At 56.8% G+C, this 25504-nt stretch carries 22 protein-coding genes; 10 read left to right on the top strand and 12 right to left on the bottom strand.

Annotated elements, in window-relative coordinates; genetic code table 11:
- Positions 1-10: 10 nt before the first annotated feature.
- Positions 11-2362 carry an alpha-glucosidase gene (gene ygjK / locus L463_RS03145; RefSeq protein WP_032102773.1) on the top strand — a complete coding sequence of 784 codons (2352 nt, stop codon included), beginning with the start codon at positions 11-13 and terminating at the stop codon, positions 2360-2362.
- Positions 2363-2451: 89 nt separating this feature from the next.
- Here ygjK and L463_RS03140 read toward each other — a convergent pair whose 3' ends face one another.
- From L463_RS03140 to aegA, 3 genes are all read right to left on the bottom strand, one after another.
- Positions 2452-3495, bottom strand: a complete 1044-nt coding sequence (locus L463_RS03140) for a DUF1176 domain-containing protein (RefSeq protein ID WP_023295117.1) — start codon at positions 3493-3495, stop codon at positions 2452-2454.
- A 106-nt stretch (positions 3496-3601) separates the two neighbouring features.
- Positions 3602-4195, bottom strand: a complete 594-nt coding sequence (nudK, locus tag L463_RS03135) for a GDP-mannose pyrophosphatase NudK (RefSeq protein WP_015572208.1) — start codon at positions 4193-4195, stop codon at positions 3602-3604.
- A gap of 67 nt (positions 4196-4262) precedes the next feature.
- Complete coding sequence (aegA, locus tag L463_RS03130; RefSeq protein ID WP_063438703.1) at positions 4263-6239, bottom strand: formate-dependent uric acid utilization protein AegA; 1977 nt, start codon at positions 6237-6239, stop codon at positions 4263-4265.
- A gap of 152 nt (positions 6240-6391) precedes the next feature.
- Between aegA and narQ the strand changes: the two genes are divergently transcribed.
- Positions 6392-8086, top strand: coding sequence for a nitrate/nitrite two-component system sensor histidine kinase NarQ (gene narQ / locus L463_RS03125; protein WP_032102776.1), 1695 nt, complete (start codon positions 6392-6394; stop codon positions 8084-8086).
- Between the two features lie 141 nt (positions 8087-8227).
- Positions 8228-11341 (top strand): multidrug efflux RND transporter permease AcrD, encoded by a 3114-nt coding sequence (acrD, locus tag L463_RS03120; protein WP_017383494.1) that lies wholly within the window; start codon positions 8228-8230, stop codon positions 11339-11341.
- Between the two features lie 109 nt (positions 11342-11450).
- Here the strand turns inward: acrD and ypfM are convergent, their stop codons facing one another.
- Positions 11451-11510 (bottom strand): protein YpfM, encoded by a 60-nt coding sequence (ypfM, locus tag L463_RS24375; protein ID WP_015572204.1) that lies wholly within the window; start codon positions 11508-11510, stop codon positions 11451-11453.
- A 387-nt stretch (positions 11511-11897) separates the two neighbouring features.
- On the opposite strand from ypfM, the gene L463_RS03115 reads away from it, so the two are divergent.
- From L463_RS03115 to L463_RS03105, 3 genes are read left to right on the top strand one after another with little or no spacing between them, the layout of a single operon-like run.
- A complete protein-coding gene (locus tag L463_RS03115) occupies positions 11898-12254 on the top strand; it encodes an ArsC family reductase (protein WP_015572203.1) in 357 nt (118 codons plus the stop codon).
- A 3-nt stretch (positions 12255-12257) separates the two neighbouring features.
- The gene (gene dapE / locus L463_RS03110) at positions 12258-13385 is read left to right on the top strand and encodes a succinyl-diaminopimelate desuccinylase (RefSeq protein ID WP_017383496.1); all 1128 of its coding nucleotides are present in this window, start codon (positions 12258-12260) and stop codon (positions 13383-13385) included.
- 24 nt (positions 13386-13409) lie between these two features.
- A complete protein-coding gene (locus tag L463_RS03105) occupies positions 13410-13607 on the top strand; it encodes a YpfN family protein (protein ID WP_000383991.1) in 198 nt (65 codons plus the stop codon).
- Between the two features lie 39 nt (positions 13608-13646).
- Here L463_RS03105 and ypfH read toward each other — a convergent pair whose 3' ends face one another.
- From ypfH to dapA, 6 genes are all read right to left on the bottom strand, one after another.
- Complete coding sequence (gene ypfH / locus L463_RS03100) at positions 13647-14342, bottom strand: esterase (RefSeq protein WP_032673267.1); 696 nt, start codon at positions 14340-14342, stop codon at positions 13647-13649.
- Between the two features lie 73 nt (positions 14343-14415).
- The gene (locus L463_RS03095) at positions 14416-16362 is read right to left on the bottom strand and encodes a tRNA(Met) cytidine acetyltransferase TmcA (RefSeq protein ID WP_032102778.1); all 1947 of its coding nucleotides are present in this window, start codon (positions 16360-16362) and stop codon (positions 14416-14418) included.
- Positions 16362-17231, bottom strand: a complete 870-nt coding sequence (locus L463_RS03090; RefSeq protein ID WP_001303362.1) for a KPN_02809 family neutral zinc metallopeptidase — start codon at positions 17229-17231, stop codon at positions 16362-16364. The genes L463_RS03095 and L463_RS03090 overlap by 1 nt, the downstream gene beginning before the upstream one ends.
- Before the next feature lie 119 nt (positions 17232-17350).
- Entirely contained in the window at positions 17351-18064 is a 714-nt protein-coding gene (gene purC / locus L463_RS03085; RefSeq protein ID WP_001171626.1) for a phosphoribosylaminoimidazolesuccinocarboxamide synthase, read from the bottom strand.
- 109 nt (positions 18065-18173) lie between these two features.
- Complete coding sequence (gene bamC / locus L463_RS03080) at positions 18174-19208, bottom strand: outer membrane protein assembly factor BamC (RefSeq protein ID WP_032102779.1); 1035 nt, start codon at positions 19206-19208, stop codon at positions 18174-18176.
- A gap of 16 nt (positions 19209-19224) precedes the next feature.
- The gene (gene dapA, locus L463_RS03075) at positions 19225-20103 is read right to left on the bottom strand and encodes a 4-hydroxy-tetrahydrodipicolinate synthase (RefSeq protein ID WP_003860542.1); all 879 of its coding nucleotides are present in this window, start codon (positions 20101-20103) and stop codon (positions 19225-19227) included.
- A 145-nt stretch (positions 20104-20248) separates the two neighbouring features.
- Between dapA and L463_RS03070 the strand changes: the two genes are divergently transcribed.
- Together L463_RS03070 and bcp are read left to right on the top strand one after the other, a co-directional pair.
- A complete protein-coding gene (locus L463_RS03070; protein ID WP_000213743.1) occupies positions 20249-20818 on the top strand; it encodes a glycine cleavage system transcriptional repressor in 570 nt (189 codons plus the stop codon).
- Positions 20818-21288 (top strand): thioredoxin-dependent thiol peroxidase, encoded by a 471-nt coding sequence (gene bcp / locus L463_RS03065; RefSeq protein ID WP_015572198.1) that lies wholly within the window; start codon positions 20818-20820, stop codon positions 21286-21288. The genes L463_RS03070 and bcp overlap by 1 nt, the downstream gene beginning before the upstream one ends.
- Before the next feature lie 139 nt (positions 21289-21427).
- On the opposite strand, the gene L463_RS03060 is transcribed toward bcp, so the two are convergent.
- On the bottom strand, positions 21428-22492 hold the full coding sequence (locus L463_RS03060) for an AI-2E family transporter (protein WP_003860546.1): 1065 nt from the start codon (positions 22490-22492) through the stop codon (positions 21428-21430).
- Between the two features lie 220 nt (positions 22493-22712).
- On the opposite strand from L463_RS03060, the gene bepA reads away from it, so the two are divergent.
- Positions 22713-24176 carry a beta-barrel assembly-enhancing protease gene (gene bepA, locus L463_RS03055; RefSeq protein WP_015572197.1) on the top strand — a complete coding sequence of 488 codons (1464 nt, stop codon included), beginning with the start codon at positions 22713-22715 and terminating at the stop codon, positions 24174-24176.
- Positions 24177-24189: 13 nt separating this feature from the next.
- Complete coding sequence (arsC, locus tag L463_RS03050; protein WP_017383503.1) at positions 24190-24546, top strand: arsenate reductase (glutaredoxin); 357 nt, start codon at positions 24190-24192, stop codon at positions 24544-24546.
- Here arsC and L463_RS03045 read toward each other — a convergent pair.
- A complete protein-coding gene (locus L463_RS03045; RefSeq protein WP_017383504.1) occupies positions 24543-25367 on the bottom strand; it encodes a homeodomain-like domain protein in 825 nt (274 codons plus the stop codon). The genes arsC and L463_RS03045 overlap by 4 nt on opposite strands.
- Between the last annotated feature and the right edge of the window lie 137 nt (positions 25368-25504).

Below are 25504 nucleotides of genomic sequence, written 5' to 3' on the forward strand. Positions count from 1 at the left end.
ATCTACCACCATGAAATACGTCCTCACGCCGCTGGCCTGCGCGCTGGCGCTCAGTTTTTCGGCTCACGCCGCCACCGCAACTGACTTCAAAAACGTCATCAACCGTACCGGCGCGCCGCTCTTCATGCAGGATTTCGACAACGACGACCACCAGCGGTTTAATCCCTTTTTTGATATGGGTGCCTGGCATGGGCATTTGCTGCCGGACGGGCCGCAGACCCAGGGCGGATTTCCCGGCGTAGCGCTGCTCACCGAAGAGTACATCAACTTTATGGCGACGAATTTTGATCGCCTGTCCGTTTACCAGAACGGTAAAAAAGTGGATTTCACCCTTGAAGCCTACAGCCTCCCTGGCGCGTTGGTGCAGAAACTGAGCGCCAGGGATGTTCAGATCGTGATGACGCTGCGCTTTGCTTCTGCGCGTACTTCGCTGCTTGAAACCCGTATTACCAGCAAAACGCCGCTGGAGCTGGTGTGGGACGGCGAGCTGCTGGAAAAACTGGAGGCCAAAGAGGGCAAGCCGCGTTCGGATAAAACCATCGACAGCGCATATCCTGATTATCAGCGTAAAATTGTAGCCACGCGCGACGGCCTGAAGGTGACCTTCGGCAAGGTACGCTCCACCTGGGATCTGCTCACCTCCGGCAGTTCCGAATATCAGTTACACCGCTCTCTTCCTGCCGAGACCACCGTTGACGGACATCGCTTTACCAGCCGGGCACAGATTTCCGGCAGCACCACGCTGTACACTACCTACTCCCATCTGCTGAACGCCGATGACGTCGCGCGTGAACAGCCGCAGATCCGCGACATTCTGGCGCGTCCGGCCTACTTTATGGCCGCCTCGCAAGCGCGCTGGGAGAGGTATTTACAACAAGGGTTAACCAACCCGCACGCGACTCCAGAACAAACGCGCGTGGCGGTGAAAGCCATCGAGACGTTGAACGGTAACTGGCGTTCGCCAGGCGGCGCGGTGCGTTTTAACACGGTGACGCCCTCCGTAACCGGACGCTGGTTCTCCGGCAACCAGACCTGGCCGTGGGACACCTGGAAACAGGCATTTGCCATGGCGCATTTCAACCCGGAGATCGCCAAAGAGAACATCCGCGCGGTCTTCTCCTGGCAGATCAAACCCGACGATCCGGTGCGCCCGCAGGATACCGGATTTGTGCCGGATTTAATCGCCTGGAACCTGAGCCCGGAACGAGGCGGCGACGGCGGTAACTGGAACGAGCGTAACACCAAGCCGAGCCTGGCGGCATGGTCGGTGATGGAGGTGTATAACACCACGCAGGATAAAGCCTGGCTTGCCGAGATGTATCCAAAACTGGTTGCCTATCACGACTGGTGGCTGCGTAACCGCGATCATAACGGCAACGGCGTGCCGGAGTACGGTGCGACGCGTGATAAGGCCCATAACACCGCTACCGGCGAGATGCTGTTCACGGTGAAAAAAGGTGATAAAGAAGAGTCGCTTTCCGGCCTGAATAACTACGCACGGATAATTGATAACGGCCAGTACGACAGCCTGGAGATCCCCGCGCAGGTGGCCGCCTCGTGGGAGTCCGGGCGCGATGATGCCGCCGTATTCGGATTTATCGATAAAGCGCAGCTGGATAAGTACGTTGAAAACGGCGGGAAACGCAGCGACTGGACGGTTAAATTTGCCGAAAACAGGAGTAAAAAAGGCGATCTGTTAGGGTATTCCTTATTACAGGAGTCCGTTGACCAGGCAAGCTATATGTACAGCGACAATCACTATCTGGCGCAGATGGCGAGCCTGCTGGGTAAAGAGCAGGAGGCCAGCCACTATCGCCAGCTGGCAGATAAGCTCGCAACCTATATCAACACCTGCATGTTCGATGCGAAAAGCGGGTTTTACTATGACCTTCGTATCGAGGATAAGCCGCTGGCGAACGGCTGTGCGGGCAAACCTATCGTCGAGCGTGGTAAAGGGCCGGAAGGCTGGTCTCCGCTGTTTAACGGTGCCGCGACGCAGGAACATGCGGATGCCGTGGTCAAGGTGATGCTGGATCCGAAGGAGTTCAATACCTGGGTACCGCTCGGCACCGCCGCGCTGACAAACCCGGCGTTCGGCGCAGACATATACTGGCGCGGCCGGATCTGGGTCGATCAGTTCTGGTTTGGACTAAAAGGCATGGAACGTTACGGCTATCGTGAGCAGGCGCAAACCCTCGCCGAAACCTTCTTTAAGCATGCGAAAGGGTTAACCTCGGACGGCCCGATTCAGGAGAACTATAACCCCCTGACCGGAGCACAGCAGGGCGCACCTAACTTCTCCTGGAGCGCGGCGCATTTGTATATGCTGTATAACGACTTTTTCCGTAAGAGCGATCGGTGATGCCCTCGTGCCCGGTGGCGGCTACGCCTTACCGGGCCTACGGTTCTAAAAAGTAGGCCGGGTAAGCGACAGCGCCACCCGGCAAAACCCTACCTTGTGATCCACAGCGTGGGCCAGGCATCTGGCCCATTCCAGTTATCACAGCTTGGCTCTTCCGCGTAGCGTACCAGGCGGAAGCGCTGGCCGTTAAAACGCCAGCGGGTCTGGATCCCACAGTCGCCAATCCCGCGTCCCAGCGCCAGCGTGGTCAGCTCGCGCGTTTTTTCGTCGAAGCTGGCATTCATCAGCTCCATGTCGCTACTCTGGCTGGAAGGGGTAAACGGCAGGCGCAATCTCACGCTCCTGGCCGAAAATGGTTTTTTACGCGACACCAGCCACGCCAGGTCGACGGTGTTGTACGCCCCCGCCTCACAGCTGATGATCATCAGCGCTTTGTCATCGGTCAGCGCGGTCACGCGCACTTCACGCCGGTTCGGATCGAGAGAGCACTGGCTGTGGTTCATGCGCCAGGTACCGTAATCCAGCAGATCGTTGAGTTCGTTATGCGTCAGCGGCGTTGGCGTGGGGTTCACCACCGCCACCTTTTTTAATGCCGGCGCAGGCGGCACGCTCAGCGGTGGACTATCCCCTTTTTTAATCCACGCCGTTTCACTTCCGACGCGTTTTTGCTGGGCATCGATAAACAGCAGCGCCGCTTTCAGACCGGCCAGAGAAATTGTCTGCTTCCCCCCGCGCAGGGTCAGCGCCTGCCCTTCCTGAATGGTTTTCAGAAACGTGGTGATGGTGGCCGTATCGTCTGTTTTAAGATGCCAGGGGGCTAACTGCCAGTGTTGCGACGTGAGTTTAAGCGGCACATTGTCGAGCAGCAGGCGCGGGGCGATGTCAGGCTCTTTCACCGGTGGCGCCGAAAGCCCGCCGAGATCGATGCGCAGGCTGGCGTCCGTTTTTGCCCCCGCACTGCGGCTCAGCGTCATGACCAGACCGCGATGCTCGCCGGTATTGCGCGCTACGCAGAAGTTCTGGTTATTGCAGGTCACCTGCCAGTCTGAAAAAGACTGCTGCGCAGGCGCAGCCCACACCAAAGGCGCGGGAAGCACGCAAATGAAGAAGAGAAGATAAACGCAGTAGCGCATGAACGGCACAGCCCCGGAAACGAATAGGTCAATCTGGGGCGTATCTTCGTGCCCTGGGCGGGCTGGCTCAATCGGATTTATCGGATAGATTTATCTGAAATACAACTTATCGCGCTTCCGCCGCCGCATTCATCAGCCCGCTGGTTTGCAGATACTGCAACAGGATCACCGCTTTACCGTCGCGGATCTCGCCGCGTTTCACCATGTCGACAGCCTGAGCGAAAGGCATTTCCAGCACTTCAATGTCTTCATCGTCCACGCCGCCGCCCCGGTGCGTGCGCTGAGCATCGGTATATTCCGCAATGAAGAAGTGAACCAGCTCGGTAACCCCGCCAGGGGACATAAACAGCTCAAAGACTTTCTGCACCGCACCCACTTCAAAACCCGTCTCCTCAATGGCTTCTTTGCGGATACACACTTCCGGCTCATCGTCATCAAGCAGACCTGCACAGGTTTCAATCAGACGTCCGTCCGCGTTGCCATTGACCCATGTCGCGATGCGAAACTGGCGGATCAGCACCACGCTTTGCTTTTCACGGTTATACAGCACGATGGTTGCACCATTGCCCCGGTCGTAGACTTCGCGTTTATGGCGAATGACGTCCCCGTTCTTACGGGTGAGATCGTAAGTGATGTTACGCAGGACAAAGTAATTTTCAGAAAGGATTTTGTCTTTAATAACGGTAATGTTCAGGGACATACGGGCTCCACGGCAAAATGAGTCTGTTTATACTACGCCGTGAAGCCCGCTTTGTCGCCCGTCTGCATTAATGCATGTTGCGCGGCGGCACGCCAAGCCAGTCCATGATCCCCTGCGCGGCATGACGCCCTTCCGCCATCGCGGTGACCACCAGATCCGCACCGCGTACCGCATCACCGCCAGCAAAAATCTGCGGATTCGAGGTCTGGTAGCGATAACGGCTCTCCACGGAGGCCCTGATGCGCCCCCAGTCGTCGGTGTCGACGCCCTGCGCCTGAAGCCACGGCATGGCGTGCGGATTAAAACCAAACGCCATGATCACCGCATCCGCTGGCATGACAAACTCACTGCCCGCCACCGGGACTGGACGACGCCGCCCCTGCGCATCCGGCTCGCCCAGCCTGGTGCGCAGCATCCGGATACCGTTAACCTTCCCGTCGGTATCCAGCGTGAGCTCAACCGGCTGGACATTAAATTCAAACGCCGCGCCCTCTTCTTTCGCGTTTTTAACCTCTTTCTTTGAGCCCGGCATGTTGGCCTCGTCCCGCCGATAGGCGCAGGTGACTTTCGCCGCGCCATGCCGCAGCGCGGTGCGCACGCAGTCCATCGCCGTATCGCCCCCGCCGAGCACCACCACGTTTAAACCCTGTGTGTCGATAAACGGTTCGTCTGCGGCAGGATCAAGGCCCATCACGTTCCGCGTGTTTGCCACTAAAAACGGCAGCGCGTCGTACACGCCCGGCGCGTCTTCGTGAGGGATACCCGCTTTCATGGAACGATAGGTCCCTACGCCGATGAACAGGGCATCGTAGTCGTTTTGCAGTTGGGCCATCGACACGTCTTTTCCCACCTCGCAGTTCAGCTCGAAGCGGATGCCCATCGCGCTGAATATCTCTCTGCGCCGCGCTAACAGGGATTTATCCAGCTTGAAGGCCGGAATACCAAAGGTCAGCAATCCGCCGATTTCCGGATGGCGGTCGTAGACCGTCACACCGACGCCGCTGCGCACCAGTACGTCGGCGCAGGCCAGCCCTGCCGGACCGGCACCGATGATGGCGACGCGCTTACCGACCGGCTTAACGTGGCTGACGTCCGGCGTCCAGCCCATCGCCAGCGCCCGATCCGAGATATACCGTTCGATATTCCCGATGGTTACTGCACCTGACGCATCCCGCAGGGTGCAGGCGCCTTCACATAATCGATCCTGTGGGCAGACGCGGCCGGTAATTTCCGGTAAACAGTTAGTCTGGTGAGAAAGCTCAGCCGCACCGACGATATCCCCCGCCCTGATCCGCTCAATCCACTGCGGAATGTGGTTATGCAGCGGGCAGGTCCACTCGCAAATGCTGTGCTCGCCACATTTCAGGCACCGGGATGCCTCGCGCTGCGCCTGTTCCGGGCGAAACGGCAGGTAGATCTCGTTAAAATGGCCCGTGCGCGCGTCGGGGCTGAGCTTATCCGGCTCACCGCGCGCCGGGGTGTTTTGCATCTGTTGCCATTTGGTTTGCGAAGGGACTGACTGAACCGCCTCGCTGTGCCACGGCAGTGCGTCCAGCCTTGCGCTGCGCTGTCGGCGCTGCTTAACCAGCTTATCCAGCACGGCTGGGGTGGCGAGCGTAAGCACCTCCGCCGGACAGTTTTCAACGCAGGCCGGGCCTTGCGGCCTTTCCAGACAGAGGTCGCATTTGTGTGCCGAGGCCTTTACGCTGTCGTTTTCCAGGGGGGCGATCAGCATGTCCATCGTGCCAAACGGACAGGCCACCACGCAGGCTTTACAGCCAATGCATTTTTGTTGATTGACCTGTACGCTGTCGCTGTGTTGCGTGATGGCTCCGTTCGGGCAGCTTTGCGCGCAGGGCGCGTTTTCACAGTGGTGGCAGGTCACGGGGCTTTTTCGCAATCCTGAGGTAAGGACCGTAATGCGGGGATGAAAATGGCGCTCACTCAGCGCGTGCTGCTCCCCGTTGTGCGCCATCACACAGGCAACTTCGCAGGCGCGACAACCGATACACTGTTGAGCGTTGGCCATAATAAAACGATTCATAACAACACCTGTTTTTGGTTCAATAACCTTATTTTTTCTATTGTTATCGTATTTACCCACAGCGGCATGGCGACGCAATGTTCAAATGCCCAGGAAGGCGAACTATTTCCAGTGAACCTGTGGCAGATCAATTTAATTCAGGAAGCTGATGAGTGACCGTTAAACGCCCCGTATCGGGAAGCCTGGCTCGGGCTTTCTTTTCGATGATTGTCTTGTCCGTTCTGATCAGCGCCATTGCGCTGGTTACACTCGCCAGCAGCCAGCGCGACGCCGAGGCGATTAATATCGCCGGTTCGCTGCGTATGCAGAGCTACCGCCTGGGCTACGAAATGCAGCGCGCCGGCCCATCGCTGGCAGAGCACCGCGCGGTCTGGCAAAAAACGCTGAGCGCGCCTGCGTTGCAGAAGCTAAACCGCTGGTATGTGCCAGAGGACGTCAAACAGCGTTACCAGCAGTTGCACCTTGGCTGGCAGGAGATGGACACGCGCATCGCCAGCGGCGATACCGGGTGGTATCAGAACCACATTGAGGATTTCGTGGGCCGGATAGATTCCTTTGTGCTGGCGCTACAGCACTACACCGAACATAAAATTCAGCTGGTGATTTTCATGTCGCTGACGGGTGGCCTGGGCATCCTGCTGCTGGCGGTGGTGACCCTGCGGCGCATCCGCCGTCAGGTTGTGCTGCCGCTGAATAATCTGGTGGCGGCGAGCGAGCGTATCGAACAGGGGCAATTCGACACTCCCGCGCCGGATACTACGCTTCCCAACGAGCTGGGCCAGCTTTCCCGCGCCTTCAACCATATGTCGGCGGAATTACACACCCTGTACCGTTCACTTGAGCGCTCCGTTGCTGAAAAAACCCGCCACCTGAATGAAGCGCATCAGCAGCTCGAAATGCTGTTCAAATGCTCACAGGCGTTGAATACCGGGCAGATAGACAGCCACTGCTTCCGGCATATTTTGCAGATTGTGCATGACTATACGCAGATGAATTACCTGCAATTGCGCACCAGTGACGACTGGCAGCTTTACGAAGGACAGGAGTCCCCGGGCGAGAAAATGCACAATTTACCGGTGTTAATGCAGGACACCCTGTACGGCGAACTGCGCTGGCAAAGCGCGACCGGGGATGTTCCGCTGCCGCTCATGGAAAGCGTGGCGACGATGCTGGGCCGGGGGCTCTATTTCAATCAGGCGCAGAAACATTATCAGCAGCTGCTGCTGATGGAGGAGCGCGCCACCATCGCGCGCGAGCTGCATGATTCGCTGGCGCAGGTGCTCTCCTATTTGCGTATTCAGCTTACGCTGCTGAAGCATGCCGTGCCGGGCGACAATGCCCCGGCGCAGGCTATCATCACGGACTTCTCCCGCGAGCTGAATAACGCCTGGCATCAGCTACGCGAGCTGCTCACCACCTTCCGCCTGACGCTCAATCACGCCAATCTTCCTGCCGCGCTACAGGAGTCTCTCGACGGGTTGCAAAGCCAGACCCGCGCGAAGCTGGTGCTCGACTGCCGTCTCTCATCGCTGGCGCTGGACGCACAAAAACAGGTGCACCTCTTACAGATTGTGCGTGAGGCAGTGCTGAATGCGATTAAACATGCCGACGCGAGCGAGATTGTGGTCAGCTGCGTCACCACCGCGGACGGCACTCACACGGTCACGATCCGCGACAACGGCATTGGTATCGGCGACGCCAGTGAACCGCCGGGGCATTACGGGCTGAATATCATGCGCGAACGCGCGGGACGGCTCGGCGGGACATTACACTTTTCTCAGCCGCCACAGGGCGGGACACAGGTCAGCGTAACGTTCCGGACGCCTGCGGCCCAGGCTGAAAAATAGCGAGAAAGAAGGCGCGCTGAAAAAAGCGCATGATAATTTACATTATCTCCTTTATTTCTCCACGTTTGACCTGGGCCTTACCGCTAAAGTTAGGCGGGCAATAAACAATAATGACGTGCAGCAAAACGAGGTCACACTTTAATGGCGAATTTTTTCATCGATCGCCCCATTTTTGCCTGGGTGCTTGCAATCCTGTTGTGTCTGACGGGTGTCCTGGCGATTACGTCCCTTCCTGTTGAGCAATACCCTGACCTCGCGCCCCCCAACGTGCGTATCACGGCGAACTACCCTGGCGCCTCGGCACAGACGCTGGAAAATACCGTCACCCAGGTTATCGAGCAGAACATGACGGGTCTCGATAACCTGATGTACATGTCCTCACAGAGCAGCGCCACGGGCCAGGCGACGGTAACCCTGAGCTTTACGGCGGGCACGGATCCGGATGAAGCGGTGCAGCAGGTGCAAAACCAGCTGCAATCGGCCCTGCGTAAACTGCCTCAGGCAGTGCAGAACCAGGGGGTGACCGTGCGTAAAACCGGTGACACCAATATTTTGACCATCGCGTTTGTTTCAACCGATGGCTCAATGGATAAGCAGGACATCGCGGACTACGTCGCCAGTAATATTCAGGACCCGCTCAGCCGTATCAACGGCGTGGGTGATATCGACGCCTACGGCTCGCAGTACTCCATGCGTATCTGGCTGGATCCCAACAAGCTGAACAGCGTGCAGATGACCGCCAAAGATGTCACCGACGCTATCGAATCGCAGAACGCCCAGATTGCCGTGGGGCAGCTCGGCGGTACCCCGTCCGTGGATAACCAGGCGCTTAACGCCACCATCAACTCCCAGTCGCTGCTCCAGACACCTGAACAGTTCCGCAATATCACGCTACGCGTGAATCAGGACGGTTCGGAAGTGCGTCTGGGGGATGTCGCCACCGTGGAGATGGGCGCGGAAAAATATGACTACCTGAGCCGCTTTAACGGCAATGCCGCGTCCGGGCTGGGGGTGAAACTGGCCTCCGGCGCCAACGAAATGGCGACCGCGCAGCGGGTGCTAGAGCGTCTGGATGAGCTGTCGCATTTCTTCCCGCACGGACTGGAGTACAAAGTCGCCTACGAAACCACCTCGTTCGTAAAAGCCTCCATCGAAGATGTGGTGAAAACCCTGCTCGAAGCTATCGCGCTGGTGTTCCTCGTGATGTACCTGTTCCTGCAAAACTTCCGCGCCACGCTGATCCCCACTATTGCGGTGCCGGTGGTGCTGCTGGGTACCTTTGCGGTGCTGTATGCCTTCGGTTACAGCATTAACACCCTGACCATGTTCGCCATGGTGCTGGCCATCGGCCTGCTGGTGGATGATGCCATCGTGGTGGTGGAAAACGTTGAACGCATCATGAGCGAGGAAGGGCTTTCGCCCCGTGAGGCCACGCGCAAATCGATGGGACAGATTCAGGGCGCGCTGGTCGGTATCGCCATGGTGCTGTCGGCGGTATTTATCCCGATGGCGTTTTTTGGCGGCACCACGGGCGCGATTTATCGCCAGTTCTCGATCACCATCGTCTCTGCAATGGTGCTCTCCGTACTGGTGGCGATGATCCTTACCCCTGCCCTGTGCGCGACGCTGCTGAAACCGCTGCATAAGGGCGAACATCACGGTCAAAAAGGCTTCTTCGGCTGGTTTAACCGCATGTTTAACCGCAATGCGGCGCGCTATGAAGCGGGCGTGGGTAAAGTACTGCACCGCAGCGTACGCTGGATGGTGGTTTATGTCCTGCTGCTCGGCGGCATGGTCTTCCTGTTCCTGCGGCTGCCAACCTCGTTCCTGCCGCTGGAAGATCGCGGCATGTTTATCACCTCCGTACAGTTACCCAGCGGCTCGACCCAGCAGCAGACCCTGAAAGTGGTGCAGAAGGTTGAGAACTACTTCCATACTCAGGAGAAAGATAACGTGGTCTCCGTCTTCTCCACCGTCGGCTCTGGCCCTGGCGGTAACGGGCAGAACGTGGCGCGTATGTTTGTGCGCCTGAAAGACTGGGACCAGCGCGACAGCGATACCGGCTCCTCCTTTGCCATCATTGAGCGTGCAACCAAAGCGTTCAACAAAATCAAGGAAGCGCGCGTTTTCGCCAGCAGCCCGCCCGCCATCAGCGGCCTGGGCAGCTCAGCCGGGTTTGATATGGAGCTTCAGGATCACGCGGGCGCCGGGCATGACGCGTTGATGGCTGCTCGCGACAAGCTGCTGGAGCTGGCCGGGAAAGATCCGCAGCTTACCCGCGTTCGTCATAACGGTCTGGATGACAGCCCTCAGCTACAGGTGGATATTGACCAGCGTAAAGCGCAGGCGCTGGGCGTCTCCATCGACGACATTAACGACACCCTGCAAACGGCGTGGGGCTCAAGCTACGTGAATGACTTTATGGATCGCGGCCGCGTGAAGAAGGTCTACGTTCAGTCTGCCGCCAAATACCGCATGCTGCCGGACGATATCAACCGCTGGTATGTGCGCAATAACACCGGCGGCATGGTGCCGTTCTCGGCGTTTGCGACGTCACGCTGGGAGACCGGTTCACCGCGTCTGGAGCGTTACAACGGCTATTCGGCGCTGGAGATTGTTGGTGAAGCCGCGCCGGGCGTCAGTACCGGTACCGCAATGGACATTATGGAAAAACTGGTTCAGCAGTTACCGACCGGCTTTGGCCTGGAGTGGACGGCGATGTCCTACCAGGAACGGCTTTCCGGCGCTCAGGCGCCTGCCTTGTATGCCCTTTCGCTGCTGGTGGTGTTCCTCTGTCTGGCGGCGCTGTATGAAAGCTGGTCAGTGCCGTTCTCGGTGATGCTGGTGGTGCCTCTCGGGGTCATCGGAGCGCTGCTGGCAACCTGGATGCGCGGCCTGGAAAATGATGTCTATTTCCAGGTCGGACTCCTCACCGTAATCGGATTGTCGGCGAAAAACGCCATTCTGATCGTCGAATTTGCCAATGAGATGAATGCCAAAGGTCACGAACTGATGGCCGCCACGCTGCACGCCTGTCGTCAGCGCCTGCGTCCGATCCTGATGACCTCTCTGGCGTTTGTATTTGGCGTCCTGCCGATGGCCACCAGCTCCGGCGCAGGCTCCAGCAGCCAGCACGCGGTGGGAACGGGCGTTATGGGGGGAATGATTTCGGCGACGATTCTGGCTATCTATTTCGTACCGCTGTTCTTTGTGCTGGTACGCCGTCGTTTCCCGCTGAAGGATAAGCCGGAATAACACGTTGAAATAAAAAAGGCGGCTTTACAGGCCGCCTTTTTATTGTGTGATTCTTTCACACTATGGTTATTTTAGTTAATTAAGTGCTCTTGCATTTCTTACCGGAAATTCATTTACGAAGCATGCCTTCGATAAAATCTTTCCAGTTCCCCAGTTCACGTTCAATCATAACAACCTCTCTTATTATTATGCGCATTCTACGAAAACGTATCATCATTGTGAAGCCACTTTAACCGATTGCTGTGATTGAGCCCCGCTGTGCTGGTAGGTTTAGGATCACTATGAGCGTTGTCGGGTAAATTTTATGTGACCTACAGCAATATTTTGAAATAGTCGGAAAAATGACAGCATTTTTAATTTCCCCCTGAGTTTATTGGCAATTTAAACAGGGTGGACAACTATGCTTAAAAGATGAAAGACTATTCAGCTTACAGCTGTTCGTTGAATTATGGAGAATTGTAAATCCCGAAAAATTCCGAATGTGTTATATTCCACTTAAGGATATATCTTCGAAAATATTGAACATTTAACCCACAAAAGAACAAAAGGATTCACTATGGTTGTGATGTACGGCATTAAGAATTGCGACACGATTAAAAAAGCCCGCCGCTGGCTGGAAGCACACAACATCGACTATCGCTTCCACGATTACCGTGCCGACGGGCTTGACCCCGCGTTTCTCCATTCCGCCATCAACGAACTGGGATGGGAAGCGCTACTGAATACACGCGGGACCACCTGGCGAAAACTGGATGAATCTCTCCGGGCCACGATCAACGACGCCGACAGCGCAGCCAAACTGATGCTTGAAATGCCGGCAATCATCAAACGCCCATTGCTCTGCAAGCCAGGTCAGCCTATGCTGCTGGGTTTCAGTGAAACCCTTTATTCAGATTTATTCGTTGAGGTGTAGTCTATGTCATGCCCGGTCATTGAGCTGACTCAGCAGCTTATTCGCCGTCCTTCCCTTAGCCCGGACGACGCAGGTTGTCAGGCATTAATGATTGAGCGCCTGCGTGCCATCGGTTTTACCGTGGAGCACATGGATTTTGGCGATACGCAGAACTTCTGGGCATGGCGCGGTCAGGGAGAGACGCTGGCGTTTGCCGGACATACTGACGTAGTTCCCGCAGGCGACGCAGACCGCTGGATCAACCCGCCTTTTGAGCCGACCATCCGCGACGGCATGCTTTTCGGACGCGGCGCTGCGGACATGAAAGGTTCTCTGGCTGCGATGGTCGTGGCGGCAGAGCGTTTCGTCGCCCAGCATCCGAACCATAAAAACCGTCTTGCGTTTTTGATTACCTCCGATGAAGAAGCCAGCGCCCACAACGGCACCGTGAAGGTCGTTGAGGCCCTGATGGCGCGCAATGAACGTCTGGACTACTGTCTGGTGGGCGAACCGTCCAGCACCGAAGTGGTGGGCGATGTGGTGAAAAATGGCCGCCGTGGATCCCTGACCTGTAATTTGACTATTCATGGCGTGCAGGGCCACGTTGCCTATCCACACCTGGCGGATAACCCGGTACACCGCGCCGCGCCGATGCTGAACGAACTGGTAGGCATTGAATGGGATAAAGGCAACGAATTTTTCCCGCCAACCAGCATGCAGATAGCCAACATCAAGGCTGGCACCGGCAGCAACAACGTCATTCCCGGCGATCTCTTCGTCCAGTTTAACTTCCGCTTCAGCACCGAACTGACCGACGAGATGATCAAAGCGCGCGTGATTGCGCTGCTCGAGAAATATCAGCTGCGCTATACCCTCGACTGGTGGCTGTCTGGCCAGCCGTTCCTGACGCAGCGCGGTAAACTGGTGGATGCGGTGGTGAACGCCATTGCGCACTATAATGAAATTAAGCCACAACTGCTGACAACGGGCGGCACGTCTGACGGACGCTTTATCGCCCGCATGGGCGCACAGGTTGTCGAACTGGGTCCGGTTAACGCGACGATTCACAAAATCAATGAATGCGTGAACGCTGCCGATTTACAACTGCTGGCCCGCATGTATCAACGTATTATGGAGCAGCTCGTCGCCTGACGGGTGCTTAAAGAGGATTAGCGAATGGACTGGCTTTCAAAGTACTGGTGGATTCTGGTGTTGGTATTTCTGGTAGGCGTGCTACTTAACGTGATTAAAGATCTCAAGCGCGTTGACCATAAAAAGTTCCTTGCCAACAAACCGGATCTTCCGCCGCACCGTGATTTTAACGACAAGTGGGACGATGAAGACGACTGGCCGAAGAAGGACCAGAAGAAGTAATCGCTCTGTTTCCCCTCTCCCTAAAGAGAGGGGGACACCTCACATAAACTCGACGATATCATCGTCATTCGGCTTACCGCCGCTGAGCGCTTCATCAAAGTAGTGCTTCGGTACGGTATAACGCAGATGATCGAGCGCGAACTGCATGCTGCGATCGTCAATGGCATGCCCCAGATCGTCTACGATATTCAGCGTCACATCTCCGCCCTCGCGCATCAGCGTCTCCTGGGCAGCCACCGCATGCGAAAGCTCAATTACCCGGTCTTCCCCCCCATGAATGAGATGGATCGTGGTCTGCGTGGTCGCGCTTTGCGGTAACGTCGCAAAACGCCCGTTAAAGGCAATCACGCGGGACACCAGTCCGGGCTGCGCTTTTACGCTTTCCAGCGACATGATTGAGCCCTGAGAGAAGCCAATCAGCGCCGTTGCGTCGGCGCCTACGCCGCTCTGCTGCTGCCAGTAACGCACGGTATCGATAAAGGCTGGCATAGCGGCATCAATACGCGCCTGACGATTCTCCTCCGTCACGCCCTCGACGGAAAACCACTGCCGCCCGTCCGGACCGCACGGCTCCACGCCGCCGATGCTGACGATCAGCGCGTGTGGGAAAACGGGTGCAAACCAGCTGCCAATCTGTCCCATATTGACGGCATTGTCGCCCACGCCATGAAACAGAAGCAGGAGCTGTTTAGCAGGTGTACCCGGGCTTTGCACAACAAAATGGTCATGTTTCATGGCGATCTCCTTAATTGATAAGCAGGATTTTACGCCTCTGCGGGGTAATGACCATGCCACTTTACTGAAGAACTCATTGAAAAAATTGCCATTGCAAAATGTCGGCTTTCAGCTGCTGGCTACGGGAGTAATCAAGCCTTTCAAGCGCGTGAGCGGTTTCCTCGCGTAGCTTCGCCAGCAACGCTTTGCGCCCGAAATCGTGCGTATTCCCTTCCATTTTCCCCCGCAGCGCCGGAAGTGGCATGTCCACGGCTAACAACAACCGCGTCAGCGCCGCAACCGAAGTTGAAAACGCCCGGTGAGCAAAGGCAAACCCCGCCAGCTCCAGCCAGTCGTCACTATTAAGGGTAGCTTCCCATGCATCCGTCACCGGGATCTTTTCGCCATTCCAGGCCGACAGGACGCGCATATCACGACATAACCGCTGATGCGCCTGTTCGCAGAGCTGATGCCCCGCCTCGCTCAGCGGCAGCAACGCCATCGCCGTATAGCACCCGCTGCTGGCTTCCCGGTGGCTGCCCATTCGCACCAGCACAAACCCGCACTGCCGCCAGAAACGCCACAGCTCGTCGGTATAGCCAAAGCTGACCGAGAGATAATCTTCTCCGCTGGCACTGCGGATCAGCCGCTGGCCGATGCCTTCCCGCTGGCGATGGGGATGAACCGCAATGCGGCTGACGCGTCGGCCTTTCAGCGTCGCCGCGAGCGGCGAGCCGCCGTGCGCTGCCAGCGACTGCGCCACCAGATTTCCACGCGGCCGACGAAAGCCCGCCCAGACTGCGCGGCTAAGTTCAGGGGGTAATCCCCCCTCCTCCACCAGCCAGAGCGCGCCCGCGATCTCCGCGCCCGCCTGAGCAACAGCAAAGTGCTGGCCGGGGGCGTCCATCATCCGGCGTAAATCGAGGGGTGACGTCCGGTAGTGCGCGGCGCAAAGCAGTTCATACACGCCTGCCCCGCGCGTCGGATCGCTCTCCCACATCCCGGGCTCCAGCGACGTTAAACGTACCTCGCCTTCCGGTTTGCGATCGATAAGCGCATCGTCGAACAGCAGCGCGTTCGCCAATATCCGCTCAAGGGGGCATCCGGCAGCCCAGCGAACTGGCGTGGATAAGGTATAACGCCGCAGCCCGCTGAACCGGGCGCAGAACTTCAGCAGGAATCCCCTGCCCGTGCCTTCATAACCCTGCACCGTGGTGGTCAGCAACACGCGGGGAAAGCGCGACGCCAGCTTCTCCAGCAGCGGGCCGGGAATGGCGGCCGCCTCATCGACAATCAGCCAGTCAGCTTCCGTGGTGGAGGCCAGCAGCGCATCCGGGGCCATAAAGTGAAAATGTTCCCCTGCGAAACGCGCGATGACATCCGTCGCCCCTTTTGCCGGTGCCGTCACGACTGCACTCCCCTGAATGCCGCTCAGCAACATGCCCGCCAGGGCGGACTTCCCGCGTCCGCGCGGCGCCGTCACGGCGGCCACGCCAGCAGGCATGGTCAGAAGAGCGTCGAGGATCTCAGCCTGCTCGCGCTGCGGTTCACCGTTAGCGGGCTGCCAGGCGGGTAAATCTGGCGCAACGGGAAGGCACAGAGGACGATGTTGATGCCAGACGATGGCATCTGAATCGGCGGCAAGCGTCCGGCAAAAGTGGTGAACAAAGTGCGGGGTGGCGATCGGCTCGGCACTGTCGCTCCAGCGCAGAGAATCCGCGTCGGGCCTGTTAGCCCAGACGGAGAACGGCGGCACCAGCAGCACCAGAAGGCTTCCGGCGCGCAGGGTCCCGCTGAGGGCGGCGAAGGCCGAGACGTCAAACCCGCGACGCGCGTCAAAAACGGCGTGCAGGTATTCACGTCCCAGCAGGCCGCTGATGGCCTTAGAGGGGTTTTCTTCCAGCCACAGCCAGTCTCCTGGTAACGTATCGCGCAGAATGGTCGCCTGGCTCAACGTCCACGCTTCATCGCCGCTAAGCACCACCAGCCGGCGGTGCCCGGTACGCTGAAGCTGGTTGACCAGCTGTTCAAACCCCAACATCACATAGCTTTGCCGAAGGTATTACACTGCGACGGGTTGCCGCTGTCGAAGCCACGCTTAAACCAGCTGTAGCGCTGCTCCGAGGTGCCATGGGTAAAGCTGTCCGGCACAACGCGCCCCTGGCTCTGCTGCTGCAAGCGATCGTCACCAATCGCCTGTGCGGCATTCAGGGCCTCTTCCAGATCGCCTGTTTCCAGCACGCCCTGCTGCTGCATGCTGTGTCCCCAGACGCCAGCGAAGCAGTCGGCCTGAAGCTCCATGCGTACGGACAGACGATTCACCTCCGCCTGAGAAGCATTCTGCTGCATCTGACGCACTTTAGGCTCAATGCCGAGGAGCTTCTGCACGTGGTGGCCGACTTCATGCGCGATCACGTAGCCCTGGGCAAAATCGCCGTCGGCGCCCAGCTTGCTTTTCATGTCGTCATAGAAGGAGAGATCGATATAGACGGTGCTGTCCGCCGGGCAGTAGAACGGCCCCATAACGGACTGCCCGGTGCCGCAGCCGGTGCGGGTTGCGCCCCGGTACATCACCAGTTTTGGCGGCTGATAAGTCCGCCCCATTTTCTCGAACTGCTGACCCCAGGTATCTTCGGTCGTCGCGAGAATAACGGAAGTAAATTTCGCCGCTTCATCTTCATTCGGGCTGATGGAGCGCTGAGAATACTGCTGCTGTTGCCCGGTTTCACCGGTCATCAAACCGGTCAGGTCGACGCCGTAGTAGCCCGCCACCAGCACAACGACCAGCAGAATAATGCCGCCCTTGCCGCTGGGTAACCGGAAACCTGGCCCGCCCATAGACGGACCACCGCCACCACTGCTGCGTCTGTCTTCTACGTTGTCACTTTCACGACGCCCTTGCCAGCGCATAAACACCTCGAACTATTCCATTTATAATAGTTATGATCGTAGGCGGTTAATGAAAGGATTACCATATTAACAAGGATAAGACGCCAAAGGATGCCAACATCCTTTGGCAAATGCGCAGTTTAGTCGAGCTTAACGCCTAAACGGTGAGCAACCGCTTCGTACGCTTCGACCACGCCACCCAGACTCTGGCGGAAACGGTCTTTGTCCATTTTATCCAGCGTCTCTTTGTCCCACAGGCGGCTGCCGTCCGGCGAGAATTCGTCGCCCAGCACCACTTCGCCCTTGTACAGACCGAACTCCAGCTTGAAGTCGACCAGGATCAGGCCCGCGTCATCAAACAGCTTTTTCAGCACGTCATTGGCTTTGTAGGTCAGTTCCTGCATGCGCGCCAGGTTCTCTTTGCTTACCCAGCCGAAGGTTTCGCAGTAGGATTCGTTGACCATCGGGTCGTGCATGGCGTCGTTTTTCAGGAACAGATCGAACAGCGGTGGATTCAGTTCGATACCCTCTTCAATGCCCAGACGCTTCACCAGTGAGCCTGCGGCACGGTTACGGATCACGCACTCAACCGGCACCATATCCAGTTTTTTTACCAGACATTCCGTATCGGACAGCAACGCTTCCATCTGAGTCGGGATACCGGCTTCGGCCAGTTTGGTCATAATGAAGTGGTTGAACTTGTTGTTCACCATGCCCTTACGATCGAACTGCTCAATGCGTGCGCCGTCTCCTGCTGACGTATCATTGCGGAATTCGAGCACCAACAGATCCGGGTTTTCCGTGCTGTATACGGTTTTCGCTTTGCCACGATACAACTCAGCTTGCTTCTGCATCTTCATTACTCCTGGTGTGATGATTTGTATTCAAAACTGGCCATATTATGCCACGCACACGTTTGCGTAGCACGAAAATAAAAAGGGCTGGATTAACCAGCCCTCACTATTATTTGCTGAATGCGGCCTGGAAGGCAGCGACCAGCGCATCGTTCTGCGCCTGGGTCAGCGTGTGTCCTTTCGGATCGATAAATTGCAGGCTGCTGCGGTTATCGAGGTCGCCAACCTGGATTTTGTAGTCACCGGAAGGCAGCTGTGGATCGCTTGCCCCCAGCTCCTGCCAGGCGCTATCAGACAGCGGCTTATAGGTCGCTGTGATGCTGCCCGTTGAACGGGTGCTGTCGGTCACCTTCATGCCCACTTTTTCAAGCGTTGCTGGCAGGCGCTGCCAGGTCTGATTAAACGGCGCACGCACCACCAGCATTGGCAGGCCGGTATCGTCTGCACCGCTCTGCACATCAAACGTTGAACCGTTACGGTTCTGCGCGGCGTTTGCGGCATCGGTAGCGTTTTTATCCAGACCTGCGGCAATCACGTTCAGCATTTCAGTGCTGTAGCGCTGCATGGCGGCCGGATCGGCAACCGGTTTACCTGCCTGCTCAAGATTCAACAGCTTAACGGTAACCGCCTGCTGATAACCCTGCGGCTTAACGGAGACTTGATAACGACCACGATACTGCTGGTCTTCATCGAGACGGTTCCACTCAATCCAGTCGGTGGTTAAAGTCTGGCTGGCGTCGTCGCGTTTATCAATCGTATAGTTTTTCGACTGAATAACGCTCACAACCTGCGGCCACAGCGTGGTACCGCGTGCGCTTTCCACCAGCAGAGAGGCCGTATCACCGGTAAACTGCGTGCGCGCGCCATTCACCAGCGCCAGAGGCTGAGCCGGCGGACGAATATCAAGCGCTTTACCCACCAGGCCACTGCCGTTGGTAACCGGAATATTATAATCACCGTTCTGGATCGGCAGGATCATGCCGGCAGGCGCGTGAAGTTCAGCAAGCGGCGGCGCATCCAGATAGGATTCATCACCGCTCACCTGGCGCTTGTAGCGCGAGTCTGAACTACAGGCAGCGAGGAGCATAACAAGCGAAACACCCGCAACCTTCGCCAGGCGCGACTTCTGTACTGAATAAGCCATCAAATCTCCCTAAACTTTACAGCAAACCGGCATGCTTCAGCGCGCCAGCGACAATTTCACGACCGTGGTCGGTAATCGGTGTCATTGGCAGACGCAGCGTGTCGGTTGCTACAAGCCCCAACTCCTTACATGCCCATTTCACTGGGATCGGATTGGGTTCGACAAATAATTTATTGTGCAACGGCATCAGACGCTGATTAATCACGCGAGCTTCATCAAAGTGACCGGCTGCGGCCAGTTTGCACATGTCAGCCATATCACGCGCCGCCACGTTCGCCGTAACGGAAATCACGCCGTTACCACCGAGCTGCATAAAGTCCAGCGCGGTCGCATCATCACCGCTCAACAGGATAAAGTCGTCTGAAACCAGCTCTTTGATCTGATGAACGCGGCTTAAGTTCCCTGTCGCCTCTTTAATCCCGATAATATTTTTTACTTTCGAGAGACGGCCAACGGTTTCCGGCAGCATATCGCAACCGGTACGGGACGGCACATTATACAGAATTTGTGGCAAGTCAGTATGTTCAGCGATGGCTTTGAAATGCTGGAACAAACCTTCCTGAGTAGGACGGTTGTAATAAGGGGTCACCGTCAGGCAGCCGACAATGCCGCTGTCGTTAAAACGCTGAGTCAGGCTAATCGCTTCTGCCGTTGCGTTTGCGCCCGTCCCCGCGATGACCGGAATACGCCCGTCCGCCAGTTCCAGGGTCAGCATCACAACGTCGCCGTGCTCTTCGTGGCTCAGCGTAGCGGATTCACCGGTAGTCCCTACCGAAACGATCGCCGAGGTTCCATTGGCGACATGGTAATCAATGAGCTTCTTCATGCTTGACCGGCAGACATTACCTTTTTCATCCATCGGTGTAACAAGCGCGACAATACTTCCCGTGAACATGAGCCATCCTCTGTGCGAACAAGAGCCTCAATGTTACGTTTGGAACTGTAATAAAAGCAAGCGACCTGAGGCTCTCAGGCGGTTGTATGCATGTTTTTTTTATGCTTTCCTTAGGAAGACTTAACCACGCAAAGGAAGAACAGGTTTGACAACCTCATCACAACATTACCTGGTTATCACTGCGCTGGGTGCTGACAGGCCGGGTATCGTGAATACCATCACTCGCCACGTGAGCAGCTGCGGCTGCAACATCGAAGATAGCCGGCTGGCTATGCTTGGCGAAGAGTTCACGTTCATCATGCTGCTTTCCGGAACATGGAATGCCATTACCCTCATCGAATCTACCTTGCCGCTGAAAGGCGCAGAGCTGGATTTACTGATTGTGATGAAGCGCACCACCGCGCGCCCGCGTCCGGCTCTGCCTGCCACGGTCTGGGTACAGGTTGAAGTGCCTGATTCACCTCATCTGATTGAACGTTTCACGGCGCTGTTTGACAGCCATCAGATGAACATTGCCGAACTGGTTTCCCGCACGCAGCCGGGCGATGAAAACGCAATCCCGACGCTGTTTATTCAAATTACCGCACACAGCCCTGCCTCGCAGGATGCGTCAAATATCGAGCAAGCGTTCAAAGCCCTCTGTACAGAATTACATGCGCAAGGCAGTATAAGCGTCGTCGATTATTCGCAGCACGAACAGGATGGAGTTGAGTAATGAACCCACTGAAAGCCGGTGATATCGCACCGAAATTTAGCTTACCGGATCAAGACGGCGAGCAAGTAAATTTGACCGACTTCCAGGGACAGCGTGTTCTGGTCTATTTCTACCCGAAAGCCATGACCCCGGGCTGTACCGTACAGGCCTGCGGTCTACGCGACAACATGGATGAGTTGAAGAAGGTCGGTGTGGAAGTGCTGGGCATCAGCACCGATAAGCCAGAGAAGCTGTCACGTTTTGCGGAAAAAGAGCTGCTGAACTTCACGCTGCTTTCCGATGAAGACCACCAGGTTTGCGAGCAGTTTGGCGTCTGGGGTGAGAAGTCCTTTATGGGCAAAACGTACGACGGTATTCACCGTATCAGCTTCCTGATTGACGCTGACGGTAAAGTTGAGCACGTGTTTGATGATTTCAAAACCAGCAACCACCACGACGTGGTGTTGAAGTGGCTGAAAGAGAACGCGTGATCATTTTAGTGCCGGGTGGCGCTGCGCTTACCCGGCCTACAAGGTAAATGCAAAACGGTAGCATGCGCTACCGTTTTTAGTGTTTGCCCCCTCTCCCCGCGGGAGAGGGTTGGGGTGAGGGCATCAGCCCGCACTAAATCTACTTCTCTTCCACCGCTGGCACATCCGGCCAAGCGTGGACCACGGCTTTAATCAGCGTCGCCAGCGGAATGGCGAAGAATACCCCCCAGAATCCCCACAGCCCGCCGAAAATCACCACTGACAGGATAATGACCAGCGGATGCAGGTTAACTGCTTCTGAGAACAGCACCGGTACCAGCAGGTTCCCGTCCAGTCCCTGAATAATCAGGTATACGGCGAAACAGCTCCAGAACTCCGTACCCAGACCAAACTGGAACAGCGCCACACCGACTACCGGAATGGTCACCACAAACGCGCCGATATACGGGATCAGAACCGAGAATCCGACCAGCACCGCCAGCAGCAGCGAGTAGTTCAGTCCGAAGATCACGAAGCCAATCCAGGTCGCCACGCCCACCACAATCATCTCCAGCACTTTGCCGCGAATGTAGTTGGTGATCTGCTGGTTCATCTCCTGCCAGACCTGACCGGCGAGACCGCGATTGCGCGGCAGCACGCGGCGCACCGCGTTCAGCATCTGCTCTTTATCTTTGACCAGGAAGAACACCATTAGCGGCACGAGAACAAGGTAAACCGCCAGCGTCAGCAGGCCTACCAGCGAGGCCAGAGAGTATTTCACCACCGAGTCACCCATGGTCATGATGCGGGCGCGCATGTTTTCGGCCATCGCATCGATGATCCCGGCGTCCATCAGCGCAGGATAGCGGCGCGGCAGCGTGGCGGCAAAATCAGACAGTTTATTCAGCATGCCGGGCATATCGCGGATCAGGTAGATCCCCTGTTGCCAGGCGATGGGCATCACCACGAAGGACATCAGCAGCAGAATGCCGACAAACAGCACCAGAACAATGCTGGTCGCCCAGCGGCGGGAACAGCCGATATGTTCCAGACGTGCGGTGGGCCACTCCAGCAGATACGCCAGCACAATCGCCACCAGTAGCGGCGCCAGCAGGCCACTAAAGAAGAACAGGATACCGAATCCGGCAACCAGAATGACCAGCAAAGCAATGGCTTCCGGGTCGCTAAACCGACGCCGATACCACTGCATTAACATTTCGAGCATACAACCCTTCCCTGAATCGAATGGCGGGAGTGAGACGGTGAATTGTATCTAACTGTCACAAAAAAGACTTTCCTTTTTGTTTCACTGTCAGGTTTCGCAAAACCCTGATGAATGGGATTTTCTTCATCTCTTAACACGGCTACACTCGCAGAGCAGCGGAGATGAACGTTATGCGGGTTCATCGGTCAAATTAGCACATCCAACATACAGGACAGTGGTTATGTTCAGGCAGTTGAGAAAAACACTGGTTGCGACACTGATTGCCGCCGTGACGGTGGGTCAGGTGTTGCCCGCTTTCGCTGACTCGTCCGATTCATTGCCGGACATGGGCACCACGGCAGGAAGCACGCTCTCCATCGGGCAGGAGATGCAGATGGGTGATTATTACGTACGCCAGTTGCGCGGCAGTGCTCCGCTGATTAACGACCCTTTGCTGGTGCAATACATTAACGGCCTGGGGATGCGTCTGGTGGCGCACGCCGACTCGGTAAAAACGCCCTTCCACTTCTATTTAATCAATAACGACGAAATCAACGCCTTCGCCTTCTTTGGCGGGAACGTGGTACTGCATTCGGCGTTGTTCCGTTATTCCGATAACGAAAGCCAGCTGGCGTCCGTCATGGCGCACGAAATTTCGCACGTCACCCAGCGCCATCTGGCGCGTGCGATGGAAGATCAGAAGCGTAACGCCCCGCTAACCTGGGTGGGCGCGCTGGGCTCTATTCTGCTGGCGATGGCCAGCCCGCAGGCCGGGATGGCGGCGCTTACCGGGACGCTGGCGGGGACGCGTCAGGGGATGATCAGCTTTACCCAGCAGAATGAGCAGGAAGCAGACCGCATCGGCATTCAGGTTTTACAGCGTTCCGGCTTTGACCCGCAGGCCATGCCGAGCTTCCTGGAAAAACTGCTCGACCAGGCACGCTACTCGTCGCGCCCGCCTGAAATTCTGTTGACCCACCCGCTGCCGGAAAGCCGCCTCTCGGATGCGCGTAACCGAGCCAACCAGATGCGTCCGGTCGTGGTGCAGTCTTCGCAGGATTTCTACATGGCCAAAGTGAGAACGCTTGGCATGTACAACTCCGGACGTAATCAGCTCACCAGCGATCTGCTGGACGCGCTGGCGAAAGGCAACGTGCGCGAGAAAAACGCGGCGCAGTATGGTCAGGCGCTCCAGGCGATGGAGGCCAGCAAATACGATGAAGCGCGAAAAGCGCTACAGCCGCTGCTGGCGGCGGCGCCTGACAATCCGTGGTATCTCGACCTCGCCACCGATATCGATCTGGGGCAGAAAAAAGCGACCGATGCGATTAATCGCCTGAAAGGGGCGAAAGATCTTCGTAATAATCCAGTATTGCAGCTTAACCTGGCGAACGCCTACCTACAGGGCGGCCAGCCCGGCGAGGCGGTGACCATTCTGAACCGCTACACCTTTAACAATAAAGATGACCAGAACGGCTGGGAGCTGCTCGCCCAGGCCCAGGGGCAGCTGGGTAACCGCGATCAGGAGCTGGCCGCGCGTGCGGAAGGTCTGGCGCTGGCGGGTCGTCTCGATCAGGCCATTTCCCTGCTGAGCAGCGCCAGCTCGCAGGTGAAGCTTGGCAGCCTGCAACAGGCCCGCTACGATGCGCGAATCGACCAGCTGCGCGGCCTGCAACAACGCTTTAAGCCGTACGAGAAGATGTAATAAAGGAGAAGTCATGACAGACGCGGTAAAAATTTACCATAACCCTCGCTGCTCCAAGAGCCGAGACACCCTCAGCCTGCTGAAGTCTAACGGCATCGAACCGGAAGTGGTGCTGTACCTGGAGACGCCGCCGGACGCGCAGACTATCCGCCAGCTGCTGAAGATGCTGAACATGGGCAGCGCACGCGACCTGATGCGTCAGAAAGAAGATCTGTATAAGTCGCTCAATCTGAACGATACCAGTCTCACTGAAGATCGGCTGATTCAGGCGATGGTCGACAATCCAAAGCTGATTGAGCGCCCGATTGTAGTGGCAAATGGCAAGGCGCGTATCGGCCGTCCGCCGGAAGACGTGCTCGAGATCGTCTAATCGTTACGCCGCAGCGCTTCCAGAAACGCCTGCGGCGTACGCTCTCCCAGCTTTTTCTGCGCTTTTCCCCGGTTGTAAAACTCACACAGTTGGATCAACAGCTCTCCCATCGGTTCACTGTTCACCCGCGGAATGATTTCGCGTAACGGCACGGTGACCTGAAGAGCGAGATAATACTGTGAATGCACTTTTACGGTGACGTTATGCTCTGGCAAGTTCACTTCTAGCCCAAAAGTCTCAACAGATTGAATATCAGCCGGACAGGCAGCCAGCACCTCGTTCGTCCAGCGGGTCAGCAACTGCGGCGATACGCCAGCATAAAGCCGGGCGTAACACCAGCCGCTGACGGGTTCACGCGCCCAGAGCAGGTGTTGCTCGCCACCGTCGTCCATATGCAGCGACAGCGGCTGATGATGCAGGAGTAGCTTCTGCGGCATGATCCCGGCCTTCAGCGCCTTTTTGCCCTGCAACGACGCCCCCTTTTGTTTTAGCGAGGCTGGTTTGAGGTAGCGGTTCAGGGTCGCGCGGGAAACGGCGATCCCGAGTCCGTCATTCACCAGCAGCAGCAGTTCATCCAGCGGTGCCCCTGTGATATCCCGCAGGGCATTTATCAGTGCCGCCTGCTCTTGTCTCAGCGCTTTGTGTATCACTTTTGGCGTTGTGTGGTTATCCGAAACCTGGTCGCGGTTGCGCCAGCGCCTGACGGTGGTGACCGAGATCCCCAGCTCAACGGCAAGTTCCCTGTCGCTTTTATCTGACTGCTGAAGATAACGACGGATACGCGGTGTGGTGGTGGCGTTGGCATGCAGTTTGATTTCCATCGCGTCTCTCTCCGGAACTAATCTTATGAGATTTATATCAGAGCAGCGAATGCTTTGTGACCGATTTCACCTTTCGCTCGCCACGCTTCACTGATAATCCACAGACATAACATAAACAACACCTCTCAATCTTGTAC

The organism is Enterobacter sp. BIDMC 27 (genome assembly GCF_000534415.1).
GTDB lineage: Bacteria > Pseudomonadota > Gammaproteobacteria > Enterobacterales > Enterobacteriaceae > Enterobacter > Enterobacter hormaechei_C.

Excerpts from the sequence above, each read along its gene's own strand:
- nudK (WP_015572208.1), bottom strand. The coding sequence starts at position 4,195 with ATGTCCCTGAACATTACCGTTATTAAAGACAAAATCCTTTCTGAAAAT.
- purC (WP_001171626.1), bottom strand. The coding sequence starts at position 18,064 with ATGCAGAAGCAAGCTGAGTTGTATCGTGGCAAAGCGAAAACCGTATAC.
- acrD (WP_017383494.1), top strand. The coding sequence starts at position 8,228 with ATGGCGAATTTTTTCATCGATCGCCCCATTTTTGCCTGGGTGCTTGCA.
- L463_RS03090 (WP_001303362.1), bottom strand. The coding sequence starts at position 17,231 with ATGCGCTGGCAAGGGCGTCGTGAAAGTGACAACGTAGAAGACAGACGC.
- L463_RS03115 (WP_015572203.1), top strand. The coding sequence starts at position 11,898 with ATGGTTGTGATGTACGGCATTAAGAATTGCGACACGATTAAAAAAGCC.
- L463_RS03045 (WP_017383504.1), bottom strand. The coding sequence starts at position 25,367 with ATGGAAATCAAACTGCATGCCAACGCCACCACCACACCGCGTATCCGT.
- L463_RS03095 (WP_032102778.1), bottom strand. The coding sequence starts at position 16,362 with ATGTTGGGGTTTGAACAGCTGGTCAACCAGCTTCAGCGTACCGGGCAC.
- aegA (WP_063438703.1), bottom strand. The coding sequence starts at position 6,239 with ATGAATCGTTTTATTATGGCCAACGCTCAACAGTGTATCGGTTGTCGC.
- bamC (WP_032102779.1), bottom strand. The coding sequence starts at position 19,208 with ATGGCTTATTCAGTACAGAAGTCGCGCCTGGCGAAGGTTGCGGGTGTT.
- L463_RS03140 (WP_023295117.1), bottom strand. The coding sequence starts at position 3,495 with ATGCGCTACTGCGTTTATCTTCTCTTCTTCATTTGCGTGCTTCCCGCG.
- L463_RS03060 (WP_003860546.1), bottom strand. The coding sequence starts at position 22,492 with ATGCTCGAAATGTTAATGCAGTGGTATCGGCGTCGGTTTAGCGACCCG.
- L463_RS03105 (WP_000383991.1), top strand. The coding sequence starts at position 13,410 with ATGGACTGGCTTTCAAAGTACTGGTGGATTCTGGTGTTGGTATTTCTG.
- bepA (WP_015572197.1), top strand. The coding sequence starts at position 22,713 with ATGTTCAGGCAGTTGAGAAAAACACTGGTTGCGACACTGATTGCCGCC.
- bcp (WP_015572198.1), top strand. The coding sequence starts at position 20,818 with ATGAACCCACTGAAAGCCGGTGATATCGCACCGAAATTTAGCTTACCG.
- ypfH (WP_032673267.1), bottom strand. The coding sequence starts at position 14,342 with ATGAAACATGACCATTTTGTTGTGCAAAGCCCGGGTACACCTGCTAAA.
- dapE (WP_017383496.1), top strand. The coding sequence starts at position 12,258 with ATGTCATGCCCGGTCATTGAGCTGACTCAGCAGCTTATTCGCCGTCCT.
- ygjK (WP_032102773.1), top strand. The coding sequence starts at position 11 with ATGAAATACGTCCTCACGCCGCTGGCCTGCGCGCTGGCGCTCAGTTTT.
- arsC (WP_017383503.1), top strand. The coding sequence starts at position 24,190 with ATGACAGACGCGGTAAAAATTTACCATAACCCTCGCTGCTCCAAGAGC.
- dapA (WP_003860542.1), bottom strand. The coding sequence starts at position 20,103 with ATGTTCACGGGAAGTATTGTCGCGCTTGTTACACCGATGGATGAAAAA.